We start from the raw sequence: 20,072 nt of genomic DNA on the forward strand, positions 1-20,072 counted from the left end.
ATGAAATTTATTGTATTTGGTGAAGACTGGGCGAGTCATCCAAGCAGTACTCAACATTTATTTTCAGAGCTTGCTAAGCAGCATGAAGTACATTGGATAAACTCCATTGGTATGCGAAAACCAAGCGCTAAATTTCATGATATTAAACGTATGCTCAGCAAGTTAAAGCAGTTATTTCGACAGTCTAAAACTGCTGCAATAGCCACACCCAACAATATGACTATTTATAAGCTGCCTGTATTACCTTGGCACGATAATCGACTCATTCGATGTTTTAACCGCTGGATTTTTTCTCGTTACCTTGCACCCTTAACTTGTAGTGAGCCGATTATGTATTGGTTAAGTGTGCCAACTGCACACTATTTATTTGATAAAAAAACCACTGATAAATTAATTTATTATTGCGGCGATGATTTTTCTGCGTTGGCAGGGGTTGATGCTAAACTCGTTGCCCCCTTTGAGCAGCAGCTTATTAATAGCGCAGATCTTATCTATGTGATCAGTGAGTTATTGCTGGCAAAGATGCCCGCTACAAAAACAAAAATGCTGACCCACGGCGTAAGTTATGAGCTATTTACAAGCGACGTTGAAAAAGCCGATGAAATACAAACTATAAAAGAGCCTATTATTGGCTTTTACGGCAGTATTAATGCTTGGTTAGATATTGCGTTATTAACCGCCTTGGTGGCTGCAAGGCCGCATTATCAACTCGTGCTTATCGGAGATATTGTGACTCCTGTTACACAGCTATTGCAGTTTAAAAATGTTACGCATATTGGCGCAGTTAGCCACGACCGTTTAGTATCGTTTTCTGCTCATTGGGATGTGTCGATTTTACCTTTTGTGAATAATGAGCAAATCAGAGCGTGCGATCCGCTAAAACTTAAAGAATATTTAGCGACAGGTAAACCGATTGTCGCAACTGATTTTCCTGCAGTTAGTAATTATACGCCGCATATTTTTATTGCTCACTCTAGTCATGATTTTATTAACAAGGTCGATGAGGCGCTTTCGTTAACTCAGCCACAATTAACATTATTAAACAGCGTACAAAAGAATCTAGCAAAAGCGCACAGCTGGCAGGCAAAGGCGCTTATTGTTAACGAAGACCTGCTGCGACTAAATCCTCCACATTGAGCATTAAAATGTAATCTTGGCGCGCCCTGTGCAACTACCTTATTAAACTAGGCTATTTACAGTGTAAATTTTTATTATGCAAATAGCCGTTAAATTTCGCATTGCAATATGCAAATTAATAGGTAGGGATTATGTTAGTTAGAGAGCAAATAAAAAGGTTACTTTATTTAGCTTTGTATGCAGTTTATACAAGGGCGAAACTATTTGTTTTGCCTCTGTTCATCGTACCTGTTGTGGTTATTTTACTCGCTGCAACTGCGCAAAAGCAGTACACAAACCATGCAACAATCTTAATAGAAGAATCTGCATTACTAAACCCATATTTAGATGACTTGTCTTTTTCGTTTGATTTATCAAATCGTATGGCTGCATTACGCACGCTTGTAATAAGTCGAAAAGTGTTGATAGCTGTTGCTAAAGAAACAAACTTAGTTGCTAAAGATGCAAGCCCTGCTGCTATTGAAAAAATTCATCAAGAACTCTCACAAGCGCTTTCTTTATCACTGGTTGGTGATGAATTGGTGCGAGTTAACTTTACTTGGCATGACCAAACTCAAATGAAAGCAGTATTAGAAAAAGTGGTTGAGAAATTTATAGAGAGTTTATTAGCACCAACCAAGGCCTCGCTTGATACGTCTGAGCAATTTTTTTATCAACAGTTAGTCAGTTTACGAGAAGAACTCGAGGTTTCTGAAGAGTCGCTAGCTAATTTTAAAGCTAAAAATAGCAACACTTTACCTGCTGTTTTACATAGCAATAGACAAACGTTCGATAAGTTACTGAGTGATCAACAACAAAAGTCTATCGTCTTATCAGGTGCAAAAGCCAAGCTTGAAGCGCTAACAACAAAAATGGGCCAAGCAAACCCAATTTTAGGACGCATAGAAGAAAAAATCATTAATGCCGAATCACAGTTGAGCTTTTTAAAAACCCGTTATACCGAAAAGCACAGTAAAGTCGTGTCGAAAAAACGTGAACTGCTGAGTATTCGAGCTCGCCAACAGGCTTTAATAGAAAGTGGCAAAAATCTAGATGCAACAAACATAGATCAACTTTGGCAAATGGCCAATACACTTCCTGATGGCAAAGACAATGAAAGTAATGTGCTTGTTTCACAGATACTTGCATTAGAAGAAGCAAAAAACACTGTGCTCCAACATCAACAAGAGTTTGCCATGTTGGAGCAGCAAGTTAATACGGTGAGTGAAAGGTTATTAGTTACAAGCGATATAGAGAAACAATTAAGAAAGCTAGAGCGGGATTACGACGTTAAGCAATCACTTTATAAAGATATGCTGGGACGTTACGAAATGGCAAAAGTAACGGGTAAATTAGTTAAATATGAAGGGCCTGACAAAGTAAAAACCATAGAACGAGCTTACAGCCCAACCCAGCCAATCAATACCTCTTTAGTAGTGGCGATTATTTTGGGGATTGTTTTAGGCATATTTACAAGCACCACCTGTGTATTTGTAGCGACATTATTTGATAGTCACTTAAAAGATATTCAAACCATTGAAAAACTATCTGCTTTGGAAGTAGTTACTATTTTACCTATTGTTGGCAAAGGTTCATTACATGTTCCTGCTAGCCCATCAATGCACTTTATTAATAAGGGGAGTTAGCATGAACGTCCTACATTTAGTTCAGCACTTTAAAATAGGTGGCCTTGAAAAAATGGCTGTGACCTTAATGCAAAAAAGCCAATTCGCAAGCACCAGTATTATTGTTTCGCTAGAGGGCAATGAGCAAGAAGCAGTTAGTGAGTGGCCTGCTTTAGCTTTATTTGAACAAAAACTGATTAGCTTAGATAAAGCGCCTAGGTTTGATCTAAGTATTATCAAAAAGCTCACTGAAATAATTAAAACACACGAGATTAAAGTGATTCATAGTCATCACATTGGTCCCATGTTGTACGCGAGTCTAGCTTGTCTTACAAATACTCAGGTAAAGCATGTCTCAACTATTCATGATGCTTGGTATTTAAAGAGCTTTAAACAGCGTTTAATTACCAAAACACTTAATAAGTTAACTAAAATTCACTGGGTTGCAGATGCACAAGTGGTCGCGAATGAATTTTATAATGAAACAGCGATCACGGCAGATAAAACCATTCTGAACGGTATCGACTTACAGCAGTTTAATCACATCAATGAAGCAACCGCAAGGCTCAAACTTGATCTTCCTGCTGATAAAAAGTTAATTGGTTGCTCTGCACGATTAGAGCCGGGGAAAGGGCATTTGGATCTCATTAAACTACTGCCTTTGCTGCCTAAAGACATCGAATTAGTGTTTGCTGGTAATGGTAGCTTACGCTTTTCGTTACTCAGTGCGGCAGTATCGCTTGGGGTGGTAGAACGAGTGCATTTTTTAGGAAATGTACAGCATATGCAGCTATTTTACTCAGCTATTAACGTTATGTGTCTTTATTCACAAAGAGAAGGACTGCCCTTATCAATTTTAGAGTCAATGGCGTGTGGCAAAGTAATTGTGGCGACTGATGTTGGCGGTATCAGCGAGGTCGTTACAGAAGAGCAAGGCATATTAGTCAAGCCAAATGACTCTTTTGGCCTAAAAATTGCGCTATTGAAAGCATTAGACATGAAATATGGGCTGTGTATTCGAGAGCATATTCTCTCAATTGCAGATGCAAACAAAATGAGTGAAGCGTATGACCACTTCTATAATGGCTTAGCTTCATAAGGGGAATGCAATGACTTTTCTACTGATCACATTGGCTGTTTTAATTACACTGGCTTTATATCATCATGTTGGTTACTTACTGTTATTAAAGCTATTTAGTAACAGTAAACCGATTGAGATGACTGAAAATACTCAACCCAGTACTCACTTTGGTATTTTAATGTGTGCTTATAACGAACAAGAACACATAGCAGAGAAGCTTTATAACTTAGGCTCAATGTTATATAGCACTGAGCTATACACCATTCATGTTTATCTTGATGGCTGCACCGATAAAACTTATGACGAAGCGATGCTAGCGCAGTCGCATCTTGCAAAGCAAAATGTAGTTTGTCATTTGCATTTTAGTAAAGTGAATAAAGGCAAATCATTTGGCATCAATGAACTGATAAAGCTGAGTAAGCCAAATTATGATGTTTTACTCTTTACCGATGTTAGTGCGCTACTGAGTATTGATGTGCTCAATAAAATTGATGCCGATTTTAAAGATCCTAATATTAATGTTATCACCGGCGTATATATTTTAGATGATTTAGCCACTGCTGAGCAGCAACAGTACTGGCAATATCAAAACAAAGTAAAGAGTATGGAGTCGTCTTTAGGGGCTGTTATTGGCGTGCCAGGTGCTATGTTTGCTATACGCTCAGCTCATGCGGCTTTATTAGATGAAAACACCATAAATGACGATTTTATTATCTCTATGAAAGCGTTAAACCAAGGTGGGAAAGCCGTTGTAAACAGTGAAATAAATATCGTTGAGCGTGAATGTGATGAACAAAGTCATGATTATGCCAGAAGAGTAAGATTAGGTGCGGGTAACTGGCAGCAAATAAAAATGTTGTTTGAATTATTAAATCCGAAATTAGGCTGGGTAAGTTTTAACTATTTTTCACATAAAGTATTGCGTGGGGTCATGCCAATTATTCTGCTGCTGATTTACGCGTTACTTTTTTCACTTGCACTATCTTCAAGCTTGTTAATACCTAAAGTGGTATGTGTTGCGATAGTCTGTACTCATGGCTTAGGAGTAGCAAAAAAAGCTTTTAATATCAGGGCTAAGTTACCAATTGTAGATAGTGTAAATTATATTATCAGCGCTTATTTTATGGCTCTGTGGGGGATTGTTAAGTTTGAGCGTGGTGATTATAACCAGCATTGGCAGCGCGTTCATCAAACCCAAGAATCAAACAAAATATTCATCAAAACCATTAAGCGCACTATTGATGTAGTTGGCTCTGCGGTTGGATTAATATTACTTTCACCAGTTATGTTAGCTGTTGCATTAGTGATTAAACTGACTTCAAAGGGCCCTGTGTTATTTAAACAGCTGAGAGTGGGACAAAGTGATGATGATTTTGTCGCTTTATTCAATGTTTTAAAATTTCGCTCTATGGTTGTTGATGCAGAAGCAAAAAATGGCGCGGTGTGGGCAAGTAAAGATGATCCTCGTATAACTGCAGTTGGACGATTTATTCGCAAAACACGCTTGGACGAATTACCACAACTTTGGAATGTATTGATCGGTGAAATGTCTCTTATTGGCCCACGGCCTGAGCGACCAGTGTTTTATTCAAAGCTTGAGAAAGACATCCCGTACTTTTGTCAGCGTACTTATGGGATCAAGCCCGGTATATCGGGACTCGCGCAGGTAATGAATGGTTACGATGAGAGCATTGACGATGCGCGCAACAAAATAGGCTGGGATTACGCCTATATGCTAAGTACTTCATCTGCACGCAGTTGGTGTTATATGGAGTTTACTATTTTCTTTAAAACGTTGGCTGTTATATTCACTGGTAAAGGTCAGTAACGTTGTTTCGCATAATGCAATTGTGCACTCAAAAAGCAATTGCATTATGCATCCCTCCTCTAAAAAATAGTATCAAATAATTTAAAACCCTTAAATATCAGTTTGTTAATTCTGGCATTCTTCTTGTAATAGTCTATTTGTATTTATATTTTAATAGGTGATTCAGATGAAAAATTTAGCCAATAAAGTAGAACAAACAGTTGTCGTACTTCCTAATGATTTCTCCGGCTTTGCTGTCGATGAGTTAAAAGATCAGTTTGAACAGCTAGTCGAGCAAGGCACACACTTCGTGATTCTCGATTTTACTAAGACCGAATTTATCGACTCTTCAGGAATAGGTGCTATTGTTTTTCTATACAAAAGAATTGAAAAACAAAGTAATAAGCTATCTTTACTTAATGTAACGGGGCAGCCGTTTAAGCTAATGAACTTATTAAGAGTCGATAAAACCATTCCATTTATTGACTCAATATAAAAGGTATCAGGGAGAGTACAATGAAGGCACGCATAGTAATTGTTATTATAATGTTTTTAGGCGGCTGTGCTTCTTGGCCTGATGACGGCCAAGGTGGCTTAGCTGAAAAGTATCAAAACTATCCATTAGCCGATGAGCAGTACGATGAAAACTTCACTCAGCCCGAGGACGTTGTTAAGAGTGAATTTGAACACCTTGTACTTAAACTTGAGTTATTAAAATCGCAAGATATTAAAGCTTGTATGCCTGCGCAACTATTAAAAGCACAAATTTATGAAAATCGTATTCGTAGATTAATCGCTGGACAAATGTGGGAAGATGCTGAGCATGATTTACTGATTCATTATCATGGGCTTAATCAGTTAACGAATCACTTTGATACGGTTAGAAAAGTTACGGATTGTGCCTCTACGACTAATGAGCAACCTGCGTCATTTAGTATCAAAAAACAAATTGCACAGCTATTGAATAGCGATAATCAATTTGCATTTAATGCGTTTGAAATAACCCCTAAATATGCCGTACGAGTTGCTCAAGCTGCAGATTTAGCGAAGCAACTAGGCAGTATTAATATTTTACTTGTGGGTCACACTGACGCGGTTGGAGATTCAGGGAGTAATTATGAGTTGGCACTTAAGCGTGCCGATACGGTGAAGCATTGGCTTGGCGTTTATGGCGTGCCACAGCAAAATATTACAACCCTAACGCAAGGAAGTTTGCAGTCTTACAGTGATGCCGCAGAAACTGAGAGTACACGTCATTCAGACCGCAGAGTTGAAGCAATAATTCTAGACGCAAACACGCAAGGCTTAGAAAGCAATAAAGCTAAAGCGCTGATGAACTGGACTAAAATAATACAAAGCAAAAAGGAGTAAAATAATGAAATATTTTTTCACAATATTTGTTTTGTTTTTTTTAGCGACCAACAGCTTTGCGGCAAATGAAGCGGATAACTCAATTGTGCAAGCGGGTAATAAACTCTTTTTATATGTGCCTGGCGAGGTTGAATTTGATGGCACGTTTGAAGTAGATAAAAAAGGCCAGATCAACATACCTGAAGTAGGGCAATTTAATGTTGCCAATAAAACAGTGGCGCAAATCGAACTTGAGTTAAAACCGGTTTTGGCTGAGTTGTTTGTTGCGATAGATGACTTTTATGTGGAGATCCGCAGCCGAGATATATTTATTAATGTGATGGGTTATGTCATTACGCCTTCCCAAGTCAGTATTCCTGATGATGGTAATATTCAAATGGTAATAGCTAAAGCGAATGGTTTAAAGCCTGGCGCTCAGCTCGATCGTTTGCAAATAAGACGAGGCGATGAGGTGATTGAGTTTAATTACAAAGCCTATTTAGATACAGGTAATATTAGCTTACTTCCAACCCTTAAAAGTGAAGATACGGTGTTTGTACCGGTATCTCCTTTACTTGGTAATGTACAAATAGACTTTGATGCACAAACACTTAGCGCAACGGGAGATGCCAGTGACAATAGCGCTATTACAATTTTGGGCGAAGTACATAATCCTGGTAGCTTTTCGTTTAAAGAAAATATGACCATCTTAGATGCATTAATGCGTGCCGAGGGAGTAACACGCTATGCTGATGTGACTAAAATTAGAGTCATTGTCGATAAGTCCCCAGTGATATTTGATTTAAAAGCATATTTAGATAAACCCACTGATAAGAATATGCCGCTTCTCAAAGCTGGTTCAACCATATATGTGCCAATAATGGTCGATGATGTAAACACCACTTCTCGGACTGTTTATATCATGGGGGAAGTGCAAAAGCCTGGAGCTTACGAGGCTGCAGATAGTACCAATTTTCTAGATATTTTAGCTAATGCAGGGGGGCCAACACGCTTTGCAGAAACGCGACAGATAAAAATATTAACCCCGCAAGGTGAAAGTATTTTATTTGATTTACAAGGTTACAGTGAAGGTAGCATTACGACAAAAGTACCTGATTTAAATCCTGGTGATGTTATTTTCGTGCCCGAAAAAACAGATGTAAACGAAAAAAGCTGGTTAAAAATTCCGACTAAACGTGCGATTAAAATTATTGGTGCCATTCAATCTCCCGGACGTTATGAATGGAGTGATGAAATGGATTTTACCGATTTATTAGCTCATGCGGGCGGGCCAACCAAAGGGGCCAATATTAATGATATTAAAATATTACGTAATGGTGATGTCACTCAGCGTTTCGACCTCGAAAAGTACACTATTACTGATGGAAAAACAGCGCTACCAAATTTGATCGCAGGCGATACAGTGATTGTAGAGGAGTTGCCAGTTGACCCTGGCGATAATAAATCACAATGGATACGCCAAGCGTCGAGTAAGTCTATTTATATTATGGGTCAAGTGGGCTCTCCTGGGCGCTACGCGTTTAATGATAATATGCATTTTATTGATATTTTAGCCGCTGCAGATGGCCCTAATGGCAATGCTGATATTCGCAACATAAGAGTAACGCACCGTAATGGTAATAGTGCCAAGGTTAGCAAGCTTGATTTAGCTCTGTATTTTGAAACCGGAGATGAAACTCTCTTTCCACATGTGTTGCCCGGAGACACTATTTTTATTCCTGAAAAAGATAAAGACTGGTTACGTACACCTAAAGAGAGAGTGGTTCGTATTATGGGGGCAGTGCAAAAGCCGGGTCGCTATAACTTTGATGACACTATGTCTATTTTAGATGTATTAGCTGAAGCGGGTGGGCCATCAAGTTCCGCACTCATTGATAAAATTGTTGTGGTTAATCATTCTTGTTGTAAAGAGCAGTCTCGAGTATTCAATCTTGAAGCATTTATAAAATCACCAAACTCGGCAAATATTCCGGTATTAAGGGCTGGCGATACTTTATATGTACCAGATAAGGGGCAAGATCTATTAAGTCAATTTAAAGATAATTTCTTAGATTTTATAACAATAATTGCTTTAGTGGTGAGTTTATGAAGTTAATTCCAGAGCAGTATCATGAGCTAGAAACGATTTGTAATACCCTCGTTGATAGTGATGCACGATGCGTTACATTTATTTCGCTGTATGGTGGCGAAGGTTCATCAACGGCGTGTAGCAGTGTTGCCCAGCGATTAGTTAGTCAACATAAGTCAGTATTGGTGATTGATCTTAACCCCATTAGTTCGTTTCGCTTAGATAAGCAGTTATCTAGCTTAACTAAGCTATGGCGATTTGATGATATTTCTTGCCAGTTAAGTGTATTACCTTATCAGGGGATAGATATTTTGAGCATACATAATTTAGAGTCCATTGATTCGGCTAAAAATAAACATGTACTCAATGAGGCTGTGATCCGTTTAAAACAAGAATATGATTATGTGTTACTTGATATGTCTCCTGCGTTAAAGCTCAATCGCAATAATATTCCGCTACACTCTTTAAGTTTATGTAGCGAACTGACTTTAGTAACAGTTGGTTTAGGTGTTAATGATGAAGAGTCTTTGTGTAACGGCGTTGCAGAGCTTAAACAAGCTGGCCATAGCAATATTAAATTATTAGTGAGCCAATATAGTTTTGCACCTTTGGGTGAACGAATGCTATTACTTTTACAAAGATATAGACCTCAATGGCCAAGAGTATGTACGTTTTTAACAAACAAAATCAACAGGCAAAAGTGGCTGTTTAAGCATTATTGAGGTCTTTATGGATATATTATTTGAACGACGCTTTGAATTGTTATGGCCAACGTTAACCGAGATACGCCAAGTGTTAAAACATGTGTTGGGTGCATTATCAGTAAAACGGGATGAAGCGGATGCTGCCGGTTTAGTTGCAACGGAGTACCTCACTAATTTGATTAGGCATAATCAGGGGGATGAGCACGTTATTATGTTGCGCATCAGCCAAACGAATACTGACACATATCATTTAACGTTTGTAGATGAATTGAAGCCTTATAATTTATTCAAAAAAAATGACTCATCTTGGACAATCGAATCGCATGAATTAGTTGAAGGTGGAATGGGGGTTGAGTTAATTCGTCATTACTTTGCAGATGCAACGTATGAAACAATAGCCTCTAAAAATTATTTTTCCTTTCCTTTGATTAACATAGATAAAAGGCCAAGTATTATTTATGTTGATGATGATGTTGTCCAGCTTGCATTAATGAGCGCCTATCTTCAAGACAAGTTTCAAGTGATCACCTGCGAAAATATTGAGGCGGGTTGGCAGGCTATTTTAACCTCTGATGCCAGTATTTTATTACTTGATCACCAACTAAAAAAAGGCACTTGTGAGCCATTATTAGAAAAACTAAATAAATCTAATCTCAAATCACAATTATCGGTAGTGATGTTAACCGGTGATGACAGCGAAGAAGTGATCAGTAAAATTAATCGCTTAGGAGTCGATGATTACTTAATTAAACCAGTGAAAAAAAATAAGCTTTTGCAAAGTATTGAAAGGGTAACGCACCGGTTCGCTTACTTATCGTATCAGAGCACATTTGGCTTAACACCATCAAAAGTGTTATTAGCTAATAATAAAACAGCGCATATTTTTGGTTCAATTGCGGTCGGTAACGGTGGTGACTTTTTTATGCCGATTAATGATGAAGGGACTGCTTTTATCCTCGGTGATATGATGGGGCACGGCTTGCAAGCACTTAAAGAAAGCTTTGCGATTAAAGGCTTTATCAGTGGCTTTTTAGCAACTGGATTGGCATATCAAGACATGCTGGTGGCGCTTAATAATGCGCTTTATAAGCAGCAACTATGCAAATCGAGTTTAGTTACACTGGTAATTTGTTTTTTAGAAAATAATAAATTGTATTGGCTTAATGCCGGACATCCACCGCCAGTTATTATTGATAAAGATGGAAAAATATCTCAATTAAAGGGAACCGGTCCATTGTTAGGCCTTTCTAATGATCATCAATACACCCTTTATGAAGCTGAATTAGAAAATATTGAACATATTTTACTTTATACGGATGGTTGGACCGATAATCGCTTTACTGACAAAGATGAAATGGCTGAGTTAAAAACAATAATCCCAACACAGAGCAACTCTGCTGAGGACTTTGCCCACTCATTATGGAAAAACTCGCAAGTGACACTCTCCAAAGAAATTGATGATGCATCACTAATAATAATTAATTGAATTTGATTTAATGAGGTAACTATAGTTAACTTAACATTCATAAGTTAATATTTTTTATCTAAATAATTCTTAGCGGGCTGCTAAAAGGAAAGGGATTATGCCACCAACAATACTCATTGTAGAAGACACCCAGTCGCTCGCTATGTTGTATCAATCTTATCTAGTTCCTACAGGTGTTAATACTCTGGTGGCAAATGATGGTGCAAGTGCTTTAGCGATTATTGATAAAATAAAGCCTGATCTAATCGTATTAGATGTCATGTTACCAGACATGAATGGTTTAGATATTTTAGCCAAGTTAGCTCCTGATAATTCTCCTCAGGTTGTTGTTTTAACTGGTCATGCGACAAAAGAAATGGCCATTCAAGCGATCAAGCTCGGTGCCAGTGACTTTTTAGAAAAGCCCGTTGAGGCAGAGCGCTTTCGTATTACAATAAACAATGCGCTAAAAATAAAAGACCTAAAACAAACCGTCACGAAATATAAAAATACCTACGAAAATGGTCGATATTTTGATTTGATTGGTAGTTCAAAGCAGATGCAATCTGTCTATCAAATAATTAGCTCGGCATCGGTAAGTAAAGCTACGGTGTTCATTACCGGTGAAAGTGGCACAGGAAAAGAGCTCTGTGCACGAGCGGTACATCAAGCATCGAATCGCGCTGATAAGCCTTTTGTTGCGTTAAATTGTGCTGCGATCCCTAAAGATTTAATTGAAAGTGAAATTTTTGGTCACTTAAAGGGCGCATTTACAGGAGCTATTGCGAATCGTCTCGGGGCTGCGGGTCAAGCTGATGGCGGTACCTTATTTTTAGATGAGCTATGCGAAATGGACGTCAACTTACAAAGTAAGCTGTTGCGTTTTATTCAAACCGGCACTTATCAGCAAGTAGGCAGTGAAAAAGTTGTTAAAGTTGATGTACGATTTGTGTGTGCAACCAACAGAGATCCACTTGTTGAGGTCGAAGCCGGACGGTTTCGAGAAGACTTATATTATAGATTGCATGTGATCCCTATTGAGTTGCCACCATTAAGGGAACGCAGTACAGACATTATTGAGATAGCAGAAGCTTTGTTTATCAAAATAGCTCGCGAAGAGCAACATCCGTACAAAGGCATTACAGAGGATGTAAAGCGCTTACTGGCTCAATATGATTGGCCTGGTAACGTGAGACAGTTAGAAAATGTGATCCGCAATATTTTAGTGCTCAATGCCCAAGAGTGGATTGATGTAAATATGTTGCCCAGCTTGCCACAAAGCTCTCAGAAAGAAATACCAAATTACAAGCCAAACGAAAGCTTTACTCATACTAAAATACAAGAATTTGAAGAGTTACCGCAAATTGAAAGTGATATAAAAGCACTTTGGTTAGCAGAAAAAGACTATATAGAACGTGTTATAAAAATATGTTCAACAAATATTCCCAAAGCAGCAGCATTACTTGAAGTTAGCCCTTCTACCCTTTATAGAAAAATTAAAAGCTGGGAAGAAAACTTATAAGCGTAAGCGTGATTTTGCGGTGTACGCATTTTGTAATAACAAAAATTGGTTTTTACCAGAAAACCTTTCTTTAAGCATGACGTAAGCGGCTTGTGCCATAGCGCTTTTTTGATCAGGAGACTGTATTAAAAGTGCGTTAATACAATTTTGACACTCTTGTGCGTCACCTGTTTTCATTAATAAGCCATTCGTATTATTTTTTATGATACTTGGGATGGCGCCAACAGGACTGCTAATTACGATTTTATGGTGCGCCATGCTCTCAAGTAATGTCATGGGTAAACCTTCCTCTCTTGAGCAGATAAGCAACACATCGATTTGATGCCAAATATCGTCGCGATTGGTTAAACCATGATAGTGTAAGTTTTCCAGTTGCGGGATGGTATTGCGCATCGGACCGTCGCCAAAAAGGTGAAACATCACATTGTTACTGTTTTGCATACTTTCGGCTAAGGTATAAAAAATATCAGGAGCTTTTTCATACGATAACCGGCCAACAAATCCAATTCTAAGAGGGGATGAGGAAAAGTTAACCGTAGGTGGTTCTTTGATATCAATAAAGTTTTCTAGTAATGTGGCATTCTTAATTGTTTTGCTGATTTGCTCTGAGACTGCAAAGTTGGTTGATAAACATGAAAGCCACAGGTCTAGTTTGTTATATAGCCACATTTTACCTGTCCCAGCATCACCTGCGTGGTAAGTGCTTATACAATGTTTATGAGTAAGTTTACAGGCTAAACGGCCTAAAATACCCGCTTTATAACCATGGGTATGAATAACTGTATTGTCATCGTAGCGGCGCAATTGCTTAATTAAACTCGAAGGTGTGCCTTGCAGAAAATCATAGCGTATGCTTTGCTTATCAAGTAACGTATAAAAATCATTATTGCCATGATTTTTATAAAATAAAACAGAGCAAGAAACGTTATTTTTACTGAGTAGTTTGTGTAGTTCCACGATGTGGGTTTCAATACCACCGATCATGGAAGAGTCAACAAACAAAATAATCTGGCAATTCATAACGAACCTCAAAAGAAAAATATGATAGATATATCTGTAATAGAACAGCTAAAATATGATGTTGGCGACAGCATGGCTATTGAGTTACTCAAAGTGTTTGTTGACGAGTCTAAAAAATTAGTAGAACAAATGCTTAACTCAACCAACACTAATGATATAGAGCTTCATGCACATAGCTTAAAAAGCAGTAGCTATAGCTTTGGTGCAATACATCTAGCACAAACATGTCAGCTGATTGAGCAAAAAGTTAAGACCAATGGCTTAAACCCAGAGGTTAGGACTTTGTTAAAATTAGCTGACTCGCAAAGTAAAAAAACTTTTCAACAAATTAATCAATTAGTTAATAACGCTTAAGCGTGTTTTTCTGCATTAAAAGAGCTTTTTAATAATTCTGAAAATACATTATTTAACTCATCGATATTATGTAAATGTTTACCCGTTTTATTGCATTTATTCCCGTGTTGCAAAATTTCCATAATCGCTGGAGGAGAAATACTTAAATCGTATATTTTAGCGCCGAGCTTTTTTTGTAACCAATCAATACCTGCACTATGAGTGTATTGCATTACACTGTTCTCTTGCGCTGTATTTTCAATAAATACACGACACGCAGAGGTTTTTTGAATAGCGAGTGCAATATCGTCGATTAAAAAAGCGGGCATAATACTGGTTATGATACTGCCAGGGCCAATAATCACTAAGTCAGCATTTAAAATAGCTTCAACAGCGCCTGGTGATGCAGGTACTTTTTTAGATAAATATACTTTCTCAGGTAGTAAATTTAAGGCATCTATCGCACACTCACCAAACACTTTTTCACCGTTATCAAGCTCAGCGACTAAGTCTGTTGGTATATCAGACATGGGTAAAACGGTTTCACAATTACCAAGTAGTTTATTAAAGCATGCAATAGCCTGAGTAGGAGAGGCCATAACTTGAGTCAAACCTAAAAGAGTTAAATTACCTAAGCTGTGACCTTCAATATCGCCGCTCGTAAATCTGTGTTCATACACAGAATGAGCAATTGAACCTTCACCCGCTAGTTGAACACAGCAACGGCGAATATCACCAAGGGCGATGCAATTTTGTGCTTCTCTAATCCTACCCGTCCTGCCGCCATTATCGGTGGTTGCAACGATTGCTGTTAAGTTATTACACAAAGGTTTTATTGCGCTTAAAACTTGTGCCAATCCGTGCCCACCGCCTATGCAAACTATTTTCATCGTTTTGCCTTGGTGTTTGTTATTTACATTAATTAAGCAGAAATCATTCCACTCTAGCAAAAAAAATAACTCAATGATTTATATTGAATTTTGTTCTATATTAAATAGTCATGTCATCGGCTTAAGTTTTTTTGCAAAACGCGATGCATTTTAAGTGGGGAAACCGGTATGCAAAATAGTGATTTAATTACTGTTAGTGAATTACAAAGTCAGTTAGAGTCATTATCTCAATGTAATGATGAAATTGATATTTTAGCGACTATCTCCGCTTTTTTGCAGCCGTTGCTTCATTATCAAGATTGTATAATCCTACAAAAAATTGATAAGCATTATCAAACTATAGGCACTAGCAATATTGATTTTTATGATCAGAAATGGCCGCATTGCAGATTGTTTTTACAGGTATTAAAAAATAGCTATGCATTTTGTAACAATCCGTCAGAAGATCTCGAATTTAATTTTTTAGAGGGCAATGCCAAAACTGCACTTAAAGCGTCTTTATTGATAAGTGTTAGCACCTCCAATGAGCAAGGCATATTTATTTTTACTAATGTAGACATAAATGGGGTCAGTGACGTTGTAGGTTCAGATCTTATAAAGCTGTTTTTTCAACAGGCGTTCTATGCTTTTTTGAACTTAATGAAGTTACACGCTCAAACTCACCAATCTATTTTACTGCTTGATAAATTTTCTCAACTCTCTAGTTTATTTAAAGAGCTTGCTAGTGAGTGGTTTTGGCGCACAGATCTTAATATGACGTTTATTAGCGTTAATAATATTGAAAGCGAAAATAACACTTACGCTCAACTTTTTATTAATAAAAAAATTGATAATTTACTCACTATTAATGAGCGAAAAAACACACTGAAATGGCAGCAATTCTCAGCTTTACTTGCAGAGTATGACGATTTTAGTGGTTTTGAATTTGAAGTTTATGCAGTTAAGCCCCTTTGGGTATCTCTTAATGGCAAATCGCAGTTTGACGATCAGGGAAATTTTATTGGTTATTTAGGGATTGCCAAAGATATTACTTTTTCAAAAGAGCGAGAGGCCGCACTTGAAAGTGAAAAATTAAAAGCTGAAGAGGCCAGTCAAACCAAGTCAAAGTTTTTAACGATCATGTCACACGAGATCCGTACTCCAATGAATGCGATTATGGGGATGATAGAGTTATTACTGGATACTGAGCTCACTAAAGAACAACGACAGTGGCTGGACTATGCTAATTCAAGCGCTGATATTCTATATGGCCTAATCACTGATGTGCTTGATTTTTCAAAAATCGAATCAGGAACAATTTTATTGGTTAACAAACCTCTTAATGTAAAATTATTAATAGAAAATATAGTAGGGCAGTTACACATAATAGAAGACAGTGACGATATTATCTTCTCAGTATCAATAAGTGACGACATACCTACCTTAATAATGGGAGATGAGTTTAGATTAGGGCAAATACTCTTTAATATTATTGGAAATGCATTCAAATTTACGCGCTCTGGACGTATTTTACTATGCGTAAGTATTGTTGATGGAAAGCTTAACTTTACTGTCCAAGACTCTGGTGTTGGTATCGCAAAAAAAGATTTGGTTTTTATATTTCAGCCTTTCAGGCAAGTTAACGATGGCATTAACAGAAAGAATGAAGGAGTTGGTCTTGGGTTAAGTATTTCAAAAAACCTAATTGAGTTAATGGGGGGCTCAATTACTGTTGATACGCAACTTGGGCTTGGCAGTACTTTTACTATTTTAATTCCATTTGCAGAAGCACCTATTAGTGAAATGAAGCCTGAACTATCTGCAGAGCATCCTGTTTTATCGATCCTCGTTGCTGAAGACAACAAAACCAATCAGGTATTAATTAAAGCGTTCTTACAAAAATTAAATCATAAAGTGACAATAGCTAATGATGGCGCCGAAGCGATTGAATTTATGAAGCTCAAAAAGTTTGATTTAATTTTAATGGATATTATGATGCCAACGATGGATGGGTTAACTGCTACACAATACATACGTAATGAATTATTAAGCGATATTCCTATTTACGCACTCACCGCCAATGCCGCAACCGACGATAAAGCATCGTGCTTTAAAGTCGGCATAAATAAAGTACTGACCAAACCAATTAAGTTTGAGACTCTAAAAGCATCTTTAAACTCGCTGTAGTGCGCATAAATAACAACAGATTAAAAAAGGCCGTAATGAGTTTAAATTACGGCCTTTTTTAATTTTGTTATTCTATATTCTGGATCTGCTCTCTCATTTGCTCAATCAACACTTTAAGCTCAACCGCTGCATTGGTAATATCACTATTGATTGATTTAGAGGCGAGGGTGTTCGCTTCGCGGTTAAACTCTTGCATCATGAAATCTAAACGACGACCACAAGCGCCACCTTTTTTAAGGATTTTTTTAGTTTCTTTGACATGAGATTTTAAACGGTCTAGTTCTTCAGCTACGTCTTGTTTTTGTGCAAGGTAGATGAGCTCTTGCTCAAGGCGAGCTTCGTCAATATTTGCAGTTAAATCTTCTAATTTTTGTGCTAATTTTTCACGCTGCCATTTGGCAATTTCTGGCATGTGAGTTTCAACTATCGCTACTTGCTCTAAAATAGCATCAAGACGAGTGGCTATCATTTCTTCAAGATTAGCGCCTTCATCGCCACGTGCAGATTTAAAATCTTCAATCACTTGATCAAAACCAGCAATGAGTGCGGTGTTAACGCTATCCATATCTAGTTCTTCAGCTTCCATAACACCAGGCCAACGTAAGATGTCGACAGGATTAATATCGCCATTACTTTGTTGTTGCACCCATTTGGCGCTATTGATCAGTTGTGCAGCCAACGCCTCATTAATTGAAAGCTCACCAACATGGGCTGGGTTTGCCACAAACTTTAAGAACACTTCAACCTTGCCGCGTTGTAAATGTTTACGTAGGCGCTCACGGATCACCGGCTCCATGCCACGAAATTGCTCAGGTGCGCGAATAAAGGTTTCAAGGTAGCGTTGGTTAACTGAACGAACTTCCCACGTGCCAGTGCCCCAATCGCCTTTTATTTCGCGACGCGCGTAAGCAGTCATACTGTGGATCATGGATGGTTTCCTAGTTTTATTAAACAATATTAAAAGTGATTATACCGTAACACTGGTTAAGCTCTAGCGGAAATTTTTGTTGCTGCGAATTTTACAATTTGCTTTTGTTTAAATCAGCATGGCATCTACAGCTATATATACATATAATGTGGGAAATTCTGAATTAAGGGGATCGTGAATGCGTCCAAGCGAAAGAACACCTAACCAAATTAGACCGGTTACATTTACACGTAATTACACTTTGCATGCTGAAGGCTCTGTGTTGGTTGAGTTTGGTAACACAAAAGTACTTTGTACAGCCACTGTTGAATCAGGTGTACCGCGTTTTATGAAAGGCCAAGGTAAAGGCTGGATCACAGCTGAGTACGGTATGTTACCGCGCTCTACCCATACCCGAAATGGCCGTGAAGCGGCGCGTGGCAAGCAAAGCGGTCGTACTATGGAAATTCAACGTTTAATTGCACGCGCACTTCGTGCCGCAGTTGATTTAAAAGCGTTAGGCGAAAATACCATTACTATTGATTGTGATGTTATTCAAGCTGATGGCGGAACTCGTACTGCATCAATCAGTGGTGCTTGTGTTGCTCTAGTCGATGCGTTAACACATATGCGTAGCAAGGGTATGATCAATTCAAATCCTCTTAAATTTATGATTGCAGCTATTTCGGTAGGTATTTATAAAGGCCAAGCTATTAGCGATTTAGAATATTTAGAAGATTCTGACGCTGAAACAGATATGAACGTAATTTTGACCGAAACAGGTAAAATTATTGAAGTGCAGGGTACAGCCGAGGGCGAACCTTTCTCGTTTGATGAGCTTGATGAATTACTCACTCTTGCGAAGCATTCAATCCGCGAAATCATTGACGTTCAGAAGCAAGCATTAGCTTAATAAGTAATAGGTTTATAGTAATGAAAGATTATCAAATAGAGTTTATTGAATTCGCCTTAGAAAAACAGGTGTTAAAGTTTGGTGAGTTTACTTTAAAGTCTGGCCGTACTAGCCCTTACTTTTTTAATGCGGGTTTGTTTAATACAGGTCGTGACCTTGCACGTCTTGGTCGTTTTTATGCTGCCGCCCTTGAAGATGCAGGCATTGAATATGATGTTTTATTCGGTCCTGCTTATAAAGGTATTCCAATTGCAACAACTACCGCAGTAGCACTTGCAGATCATCACAATAAAGATGTGCCTTATTGCTTTAACCGTAAAGAGAAGAAAGCACACGGTGAAGGCGGCACATTAGTAGGCTCTGAGCTAAAAGGCAAAATCATGTTAGTAGATGACGTGATCACTGCTGGCACAGCTATTCGTGAGTCTATGGAAATCATTGCAGAAAATGGTGCGGATCTAAGTGGTGTACTAATAGCTCTTGATCGTCAAGAAAAAGGTAAAGCTGAGCTTTCTGCAATTCAAGAAGTAGAACGTGACTTTGCTACTAAAGTTGTTTCGATAGTAAAACTGGCCGATCTTATTAGTTATCTTGAAAGCAAAGGTACTATGAATGAGCACCTAGCATCTGTAAAAGCCTACCGAGAGCAATACGGTATTGCTTAACCTAAATTGTTTATTGAATTTAGCAAAAAAAGCCCGGTGAATTTCACTGGGCTTTTTTATGTTATGTCGCGTGATTGAGTTATTAAAACGTAAATTAAGTATAGATTTTGTGGTGTTTGGTATGAATCATAACCGAACAGCACTTTATTTCAAGTTTTCTTTAAAAAACGCTTGCGTAAAATTCGCCGCGCCCTATAATGCGACCCCACTGAGACGGCAGACAGCAACGCTTAGCGAGGCAAGAGTTAATCAGTTAGTCGAGTAAAACTTGAGTTTAGATTATTAAGAAAGTTTAAAATTAAGTGTTGACAAAAAAATAGGAAAGCGTAATATGCGCAGCCCTAGCGAGATAAAGTTTAACTTTAACCGCAACGTTCTTTAACAATATAAAGCAATCATCTGTGTGGGCACTCGTACAG

Annotated in this window: 17 protein-coding genes; 14 read left to right on the forward strand and 3 right to left on the reverse strand. The window is 38.0% G+C overall.

Translation table 11 applies throughout. From position 1 onward, the window contains the following. The 10 genes from H5232_RS08125 to H5232_RS08170 all read left to right on the forward strand — a co-directional run bounded on the left by H5232_RS08125 (position 1) and on the right by H5232_RS08170 (position 12,759). The gene (locus tag H5232_RS08125; RefSeq protein WP_182794619.1) at positions 1-1,137 is read left to right on the forward strand and encodes a glycosyltransferase; all 1,137 of its coding nucleotides are present in this window, start codon (positions 1-3) and stop codon (positions 1,135-1,137) included. A gap of 131 nt (positions 1,138-1,268) precedes the next feature. Next, positions 1,269-2,762: a GNVR domain-containing protein gene (locus H5232_RS08130; protein ID WP_182718092.1), complete on the forward strand. Its 1,494-nt coding sequence runs from the start codon at positions 1,269-1,271 to the stop codon at positions 2,760-2,762. 1 nt (position 2,763) lies between these two features. Continuing rightward, the gene (locus tag H5232_RS08135) at positions 2,764-3,840 is read left to right on the forward strand and encodes a glycosyltransferase (RefSeq protein ID WP_182732252.1); all 1,077 of its coding nucleotides are present in this window, start codon (positions 2,764-2,766) and stop codon (positions 3,838-3,840) included. A gap of 10 nt (positions 3,841-3,850) precedes the next feature. Beyond that, positions 3,851-5,650: a sugar transferase gene (locus tag H5232_RS08140; protein ID WP_182718094.1), complete on the forward strand. Its 1,800-nt coding sequence runs from the start codon at positions 3,851-3,853 to the stop codon at positions 5,648-5,650. A gap of 166 nt (positions 5,651-5,816) precedes the next feature. Next, positions 5,817-6,125: an STAS domain-containing protein gene (locus H5232_RS08145; RefSeq protein ID WP_149980667.1), complete on the forward strand. Its 309-nt coding sequence runs from the start codon at positions 5,817-5,819 to the stop codon at positions 6,123-6,125. A gap of 20 nt (positions 6,126-6,145) precedes the next feature. Continuing rightward, positions 6,146-7,000 carry an OmpA family protein gene (locus tag H5232_RS08150; protein WP_182718095.1) on the forward strand — a complete coding sequence of 285 codons (855 nt, stop codon included), beginning with the start codon at positions 6,146-6,148 and terminating at the stop codon, positions 6,998-7,000. Positions 7,001-7,004: 4 nt separating this feature from the next. After that, positions 7,005-9,089 carry an SLBB domain-containing protein gene (locus tag H5232_RS08155; protein ID WP_182718096.1) on the forward strand — a complete coding sequence of 695 codons (2,085 nt, stop codon included), beginning with the start codon at positions 7,005-7,007 and terminating at the stop codon, positions 9,087-9,089. Further along, entirely contained in the window at positions 9,086-9,790 is a 705-nt protein-coding gene (locus H5232_RS08160; RefSeq protein ID WP_182732256.1) for an AAA family ATPase, read from the forward strand. Before H5232_RS08155 ends, H5232_RS08160 begins: the two co-directional genes overlap by 4 nt. Before the next feature lie 7 nt (positions 9,791-9,797). Further along, the gene (locus H5232_RS08165) at positions 9,798-11,258 is read left to right on the forward strand and encodes a SpoIIE family protein phosphatase (protein ID WP_149980671.1); all 1,461 of its coding nucleotides are present in this window, start codon (positions 9,798-9,800) and stop codon (positions 11,256-11,258) included. Positions 11,259-11,355: 97 nt separating this feature from the next. Continuing rightward, a complete protein-coding gene (locus H5232_RS08170; protein WP_182739711.1) occupies positions 11,356-12,759 on the forward strand; it encodes a sigma-54 dependent transcriptional regulator in 1,404 nt (467 codons plus the stop codon). Here the strand turns inward: H5232_RS08170 and H5232_RS08175 are convergent. Further along, positions 12,754-13,779, reverse strand: coding sequence for a glycosyltransferase family 4 protein (locus H5232_RS08175; RefSeq protein WP_182739712.1), 1,026 nt, complete (start codon positions 13,777-13,779; stop codon positions 12,754-12,756). The genes H5232_RS08170 and H5232_RS08175 overlap by 6 nt on opposite strands. Before the next feature lie 21 nt (positions 13,780-13,800). Here H5232_RS08175 and H5232_RS08180 point away from each other — a divergent pair, with 21 nt between their 5' ends. Continuing rightward, positions 13,801-14,133: an Hpt domain-containing protein gene (locus H5232_RS08180; protein ID WP_149980674.1), complete on the forward strand. Its 333-nt coding sequence runs from the start codon at positions 13,801-13,803 to the stop codon at positions 14,131-14,133. On the opposite strand, the gene yvcK is transcribed toward H5232_RS08180, so the two are convergent. Next, entirely contained in the window at positions 14,130-15,002 is an 873-nt protein-coding gene (gene yvcK / locus H5232_RS08185; protein ID WP_182739713.1) for a uridine diphosphate-N-acetylglucosamine-binding protein YvcK, read from the reverse strand. The genes H5232_RS08180 and yvcK overlap by 4 nt on opposite strands. 168 nt (positions 15,003-15,170) lie before the next feature. Between yvcK and H5232_RS08190 the strand changes: the two genes are divergently transcribed. Beyond that, on the forward strand, positions 15,171-17,168 hold the full coding sequence (locus H5232_RS08190) for a response regulator (protein ID WP_182718102.1): 1,998 nt from the start codon (positions 15,171-15,173) through the stop codon (positions 17,166-17,168). 67 nt (positions 17,169-17,235) lie between these two features. Here the strand turns inward: H5232_RS08190 and H5232_RS08195 are convergent, their stop codons facing one another. Next, entirely contained in the window at positions 17,236-18,096 is an 861-nt protein-coding gene (locus tag H5232_RS08195; protein WP_145237110.1) for a YicC/YloC family endoribonuclease, read from the reverse strand. A 178-nt stretch (positions 18,097-18,274) separates the two neighbouring features. Between H5232_RS08195 and rph the strand changes: the two genes are divergently transcribed. Both rph and pyrE read left to right on the forward strand, forming a co-directional pair. Then, a complete protein-coding gene (gene rph, locus H5232_RS08200; protein ID WP_145237114.1) occupies positions 18,275-18,988 on the forward strand; it encodes a ribonuclease PH in 714 nt (237 codons plus the stop codon). A gap of 20 nt (positions 18,989-19,008) precedes the next feature. Further along, a complete protein-coding gene (gene pyrE / locus H5232_RS08205) occupies positions 19,009-19,653 on the forward strand; it encodes an orotate phosphoribosyltransferase (protein ID WP_182739715.1) in 645 nt (214 codons plus the stop codon). The last annotated feature ends 419 nt before the right edge of the window (positions 19,654-20,072 follow it).

Origin of the sequence: Pseudoalteromonas sp. SG41-5 (assembly GCF_014164495.1) — a bacterium.
Taxonomy (GTDB): domain Bacteria; phylum Pseudomonadota; class Gammaproteobacteria; order Enterobacterales; family Alteromonadaceae; genus Pseudoalteromonas; species Pseudoalteromonas rhizosphaerae.

Coding starts and splice junctions, on each gene's coding strand:
- H5232_RS08125 (WP_182794619.1), top strand. CDS start 1: ATGAAATTTATTGTATTTGGTGAAGACTGGGCGAGTCATCCAAGCAGT.
- H5232_RS08130 (WP_182718092.1), top strand. CDS start 1,269: ATGTTAGTTAGAGAGCAAATAAAAAGGTTACTTTATTTAGCTTTGTAT.
- H5232_RS08135 (WP_182732252.1), top strand. CDS start 2,764: ATGAACGTCCTACATTTAGTTCAGCACTTTAAAATAGGTGGCCTTGAA.
- H5232_RS08140 (WP_182718094.1), top strand. CDS start 3,851: ATGACTTTTCTACTGATCACATTGGCTGTTTTAATTACACTGGCTTTA.
- H5232_RS08145 (WP_149980667.1), top strand. CDS start 5,817: ATGAAAAATTTAGCCAATAAAGTAGAACAAACAGTTGTCGTACTTCCT.
- H5232_RS08150 (WP_182718095.1), top strand. CDS start 6,146: ATGAAGGCACGCATAGTAATTGTTATTATAATGTTTTTAGGCGGCTGT.
- H5232_RS08155 (WP_182718096.1), top strand. CDS start 7,005: ATGAAATATTTTTTCACAATATTTGTTTTGTTTTTTTTAGCGACCAAC.
- H5232_RS08160 (WP_182732256.1), top strand. CDS start 9,086: ATGAAGTTAATTCCAGAGCAGTATCATGAGCTAGAAACGATTTGTAAT.
- H5232_RS08165 (WP_149980671.1), top strand. CDS start 9,798: ATGGATATATTATTTGAACGACGCTTTGAATTGTTATGGCCAACGTTA.
- H5232_RS08170 (WP_182739711.1), top strand. CDS start 11,356: ATGCCACCAACAATACTCATTGTAGAAGACACCCAGTCGCTCGCTATG.
- H5232_RS08175 (WP_182739712.1), bottom strand. CDS start 13,779: ATGAATTGCCAGATTATTTTGTTTGTTGACTCTTCCATGATCGGTGGT.
- H5232_RS08180 (WP_149980674.1), top strand. CDS start 13,801: ATGATAGATATATCTGTAATAGAACAGCTAAAATATGATGTTGGCGAC.
- yvcK (WP_182739713.1), bottom strand. CDS start 15,002: ATGAAAATAGTTTGCATAGGCGGTGGGCACGGATTGGCACAAGTTTTA.
- H5232_RS08190 (WP_182718102.1), top strand. CDS start 15,171: ATGCAAAATAGTGATTTAATTACTGTTAGTGAATTACAAAGTCAGTTA.
- H5232_RS08195 (WP_145237110.1), bottom strand. CDS start 18,096: ATGATCCACAGTATGACTGCTTACGCGCGTCGCGAAATAAAAGGCGAT.
- rph (WP_145237114.1), top strand. CDS start 18,275: ATGCGTCCAAGCGAAAGAACACCTAACCAAATTAGACCGGTTACATTT.
- pyrE (WP_182739715.1), top strand. CDS start 19,009: ATGAAAGATTATCAAATAGAGTTTATTGAATTCGCCTTAGAAAAACAG.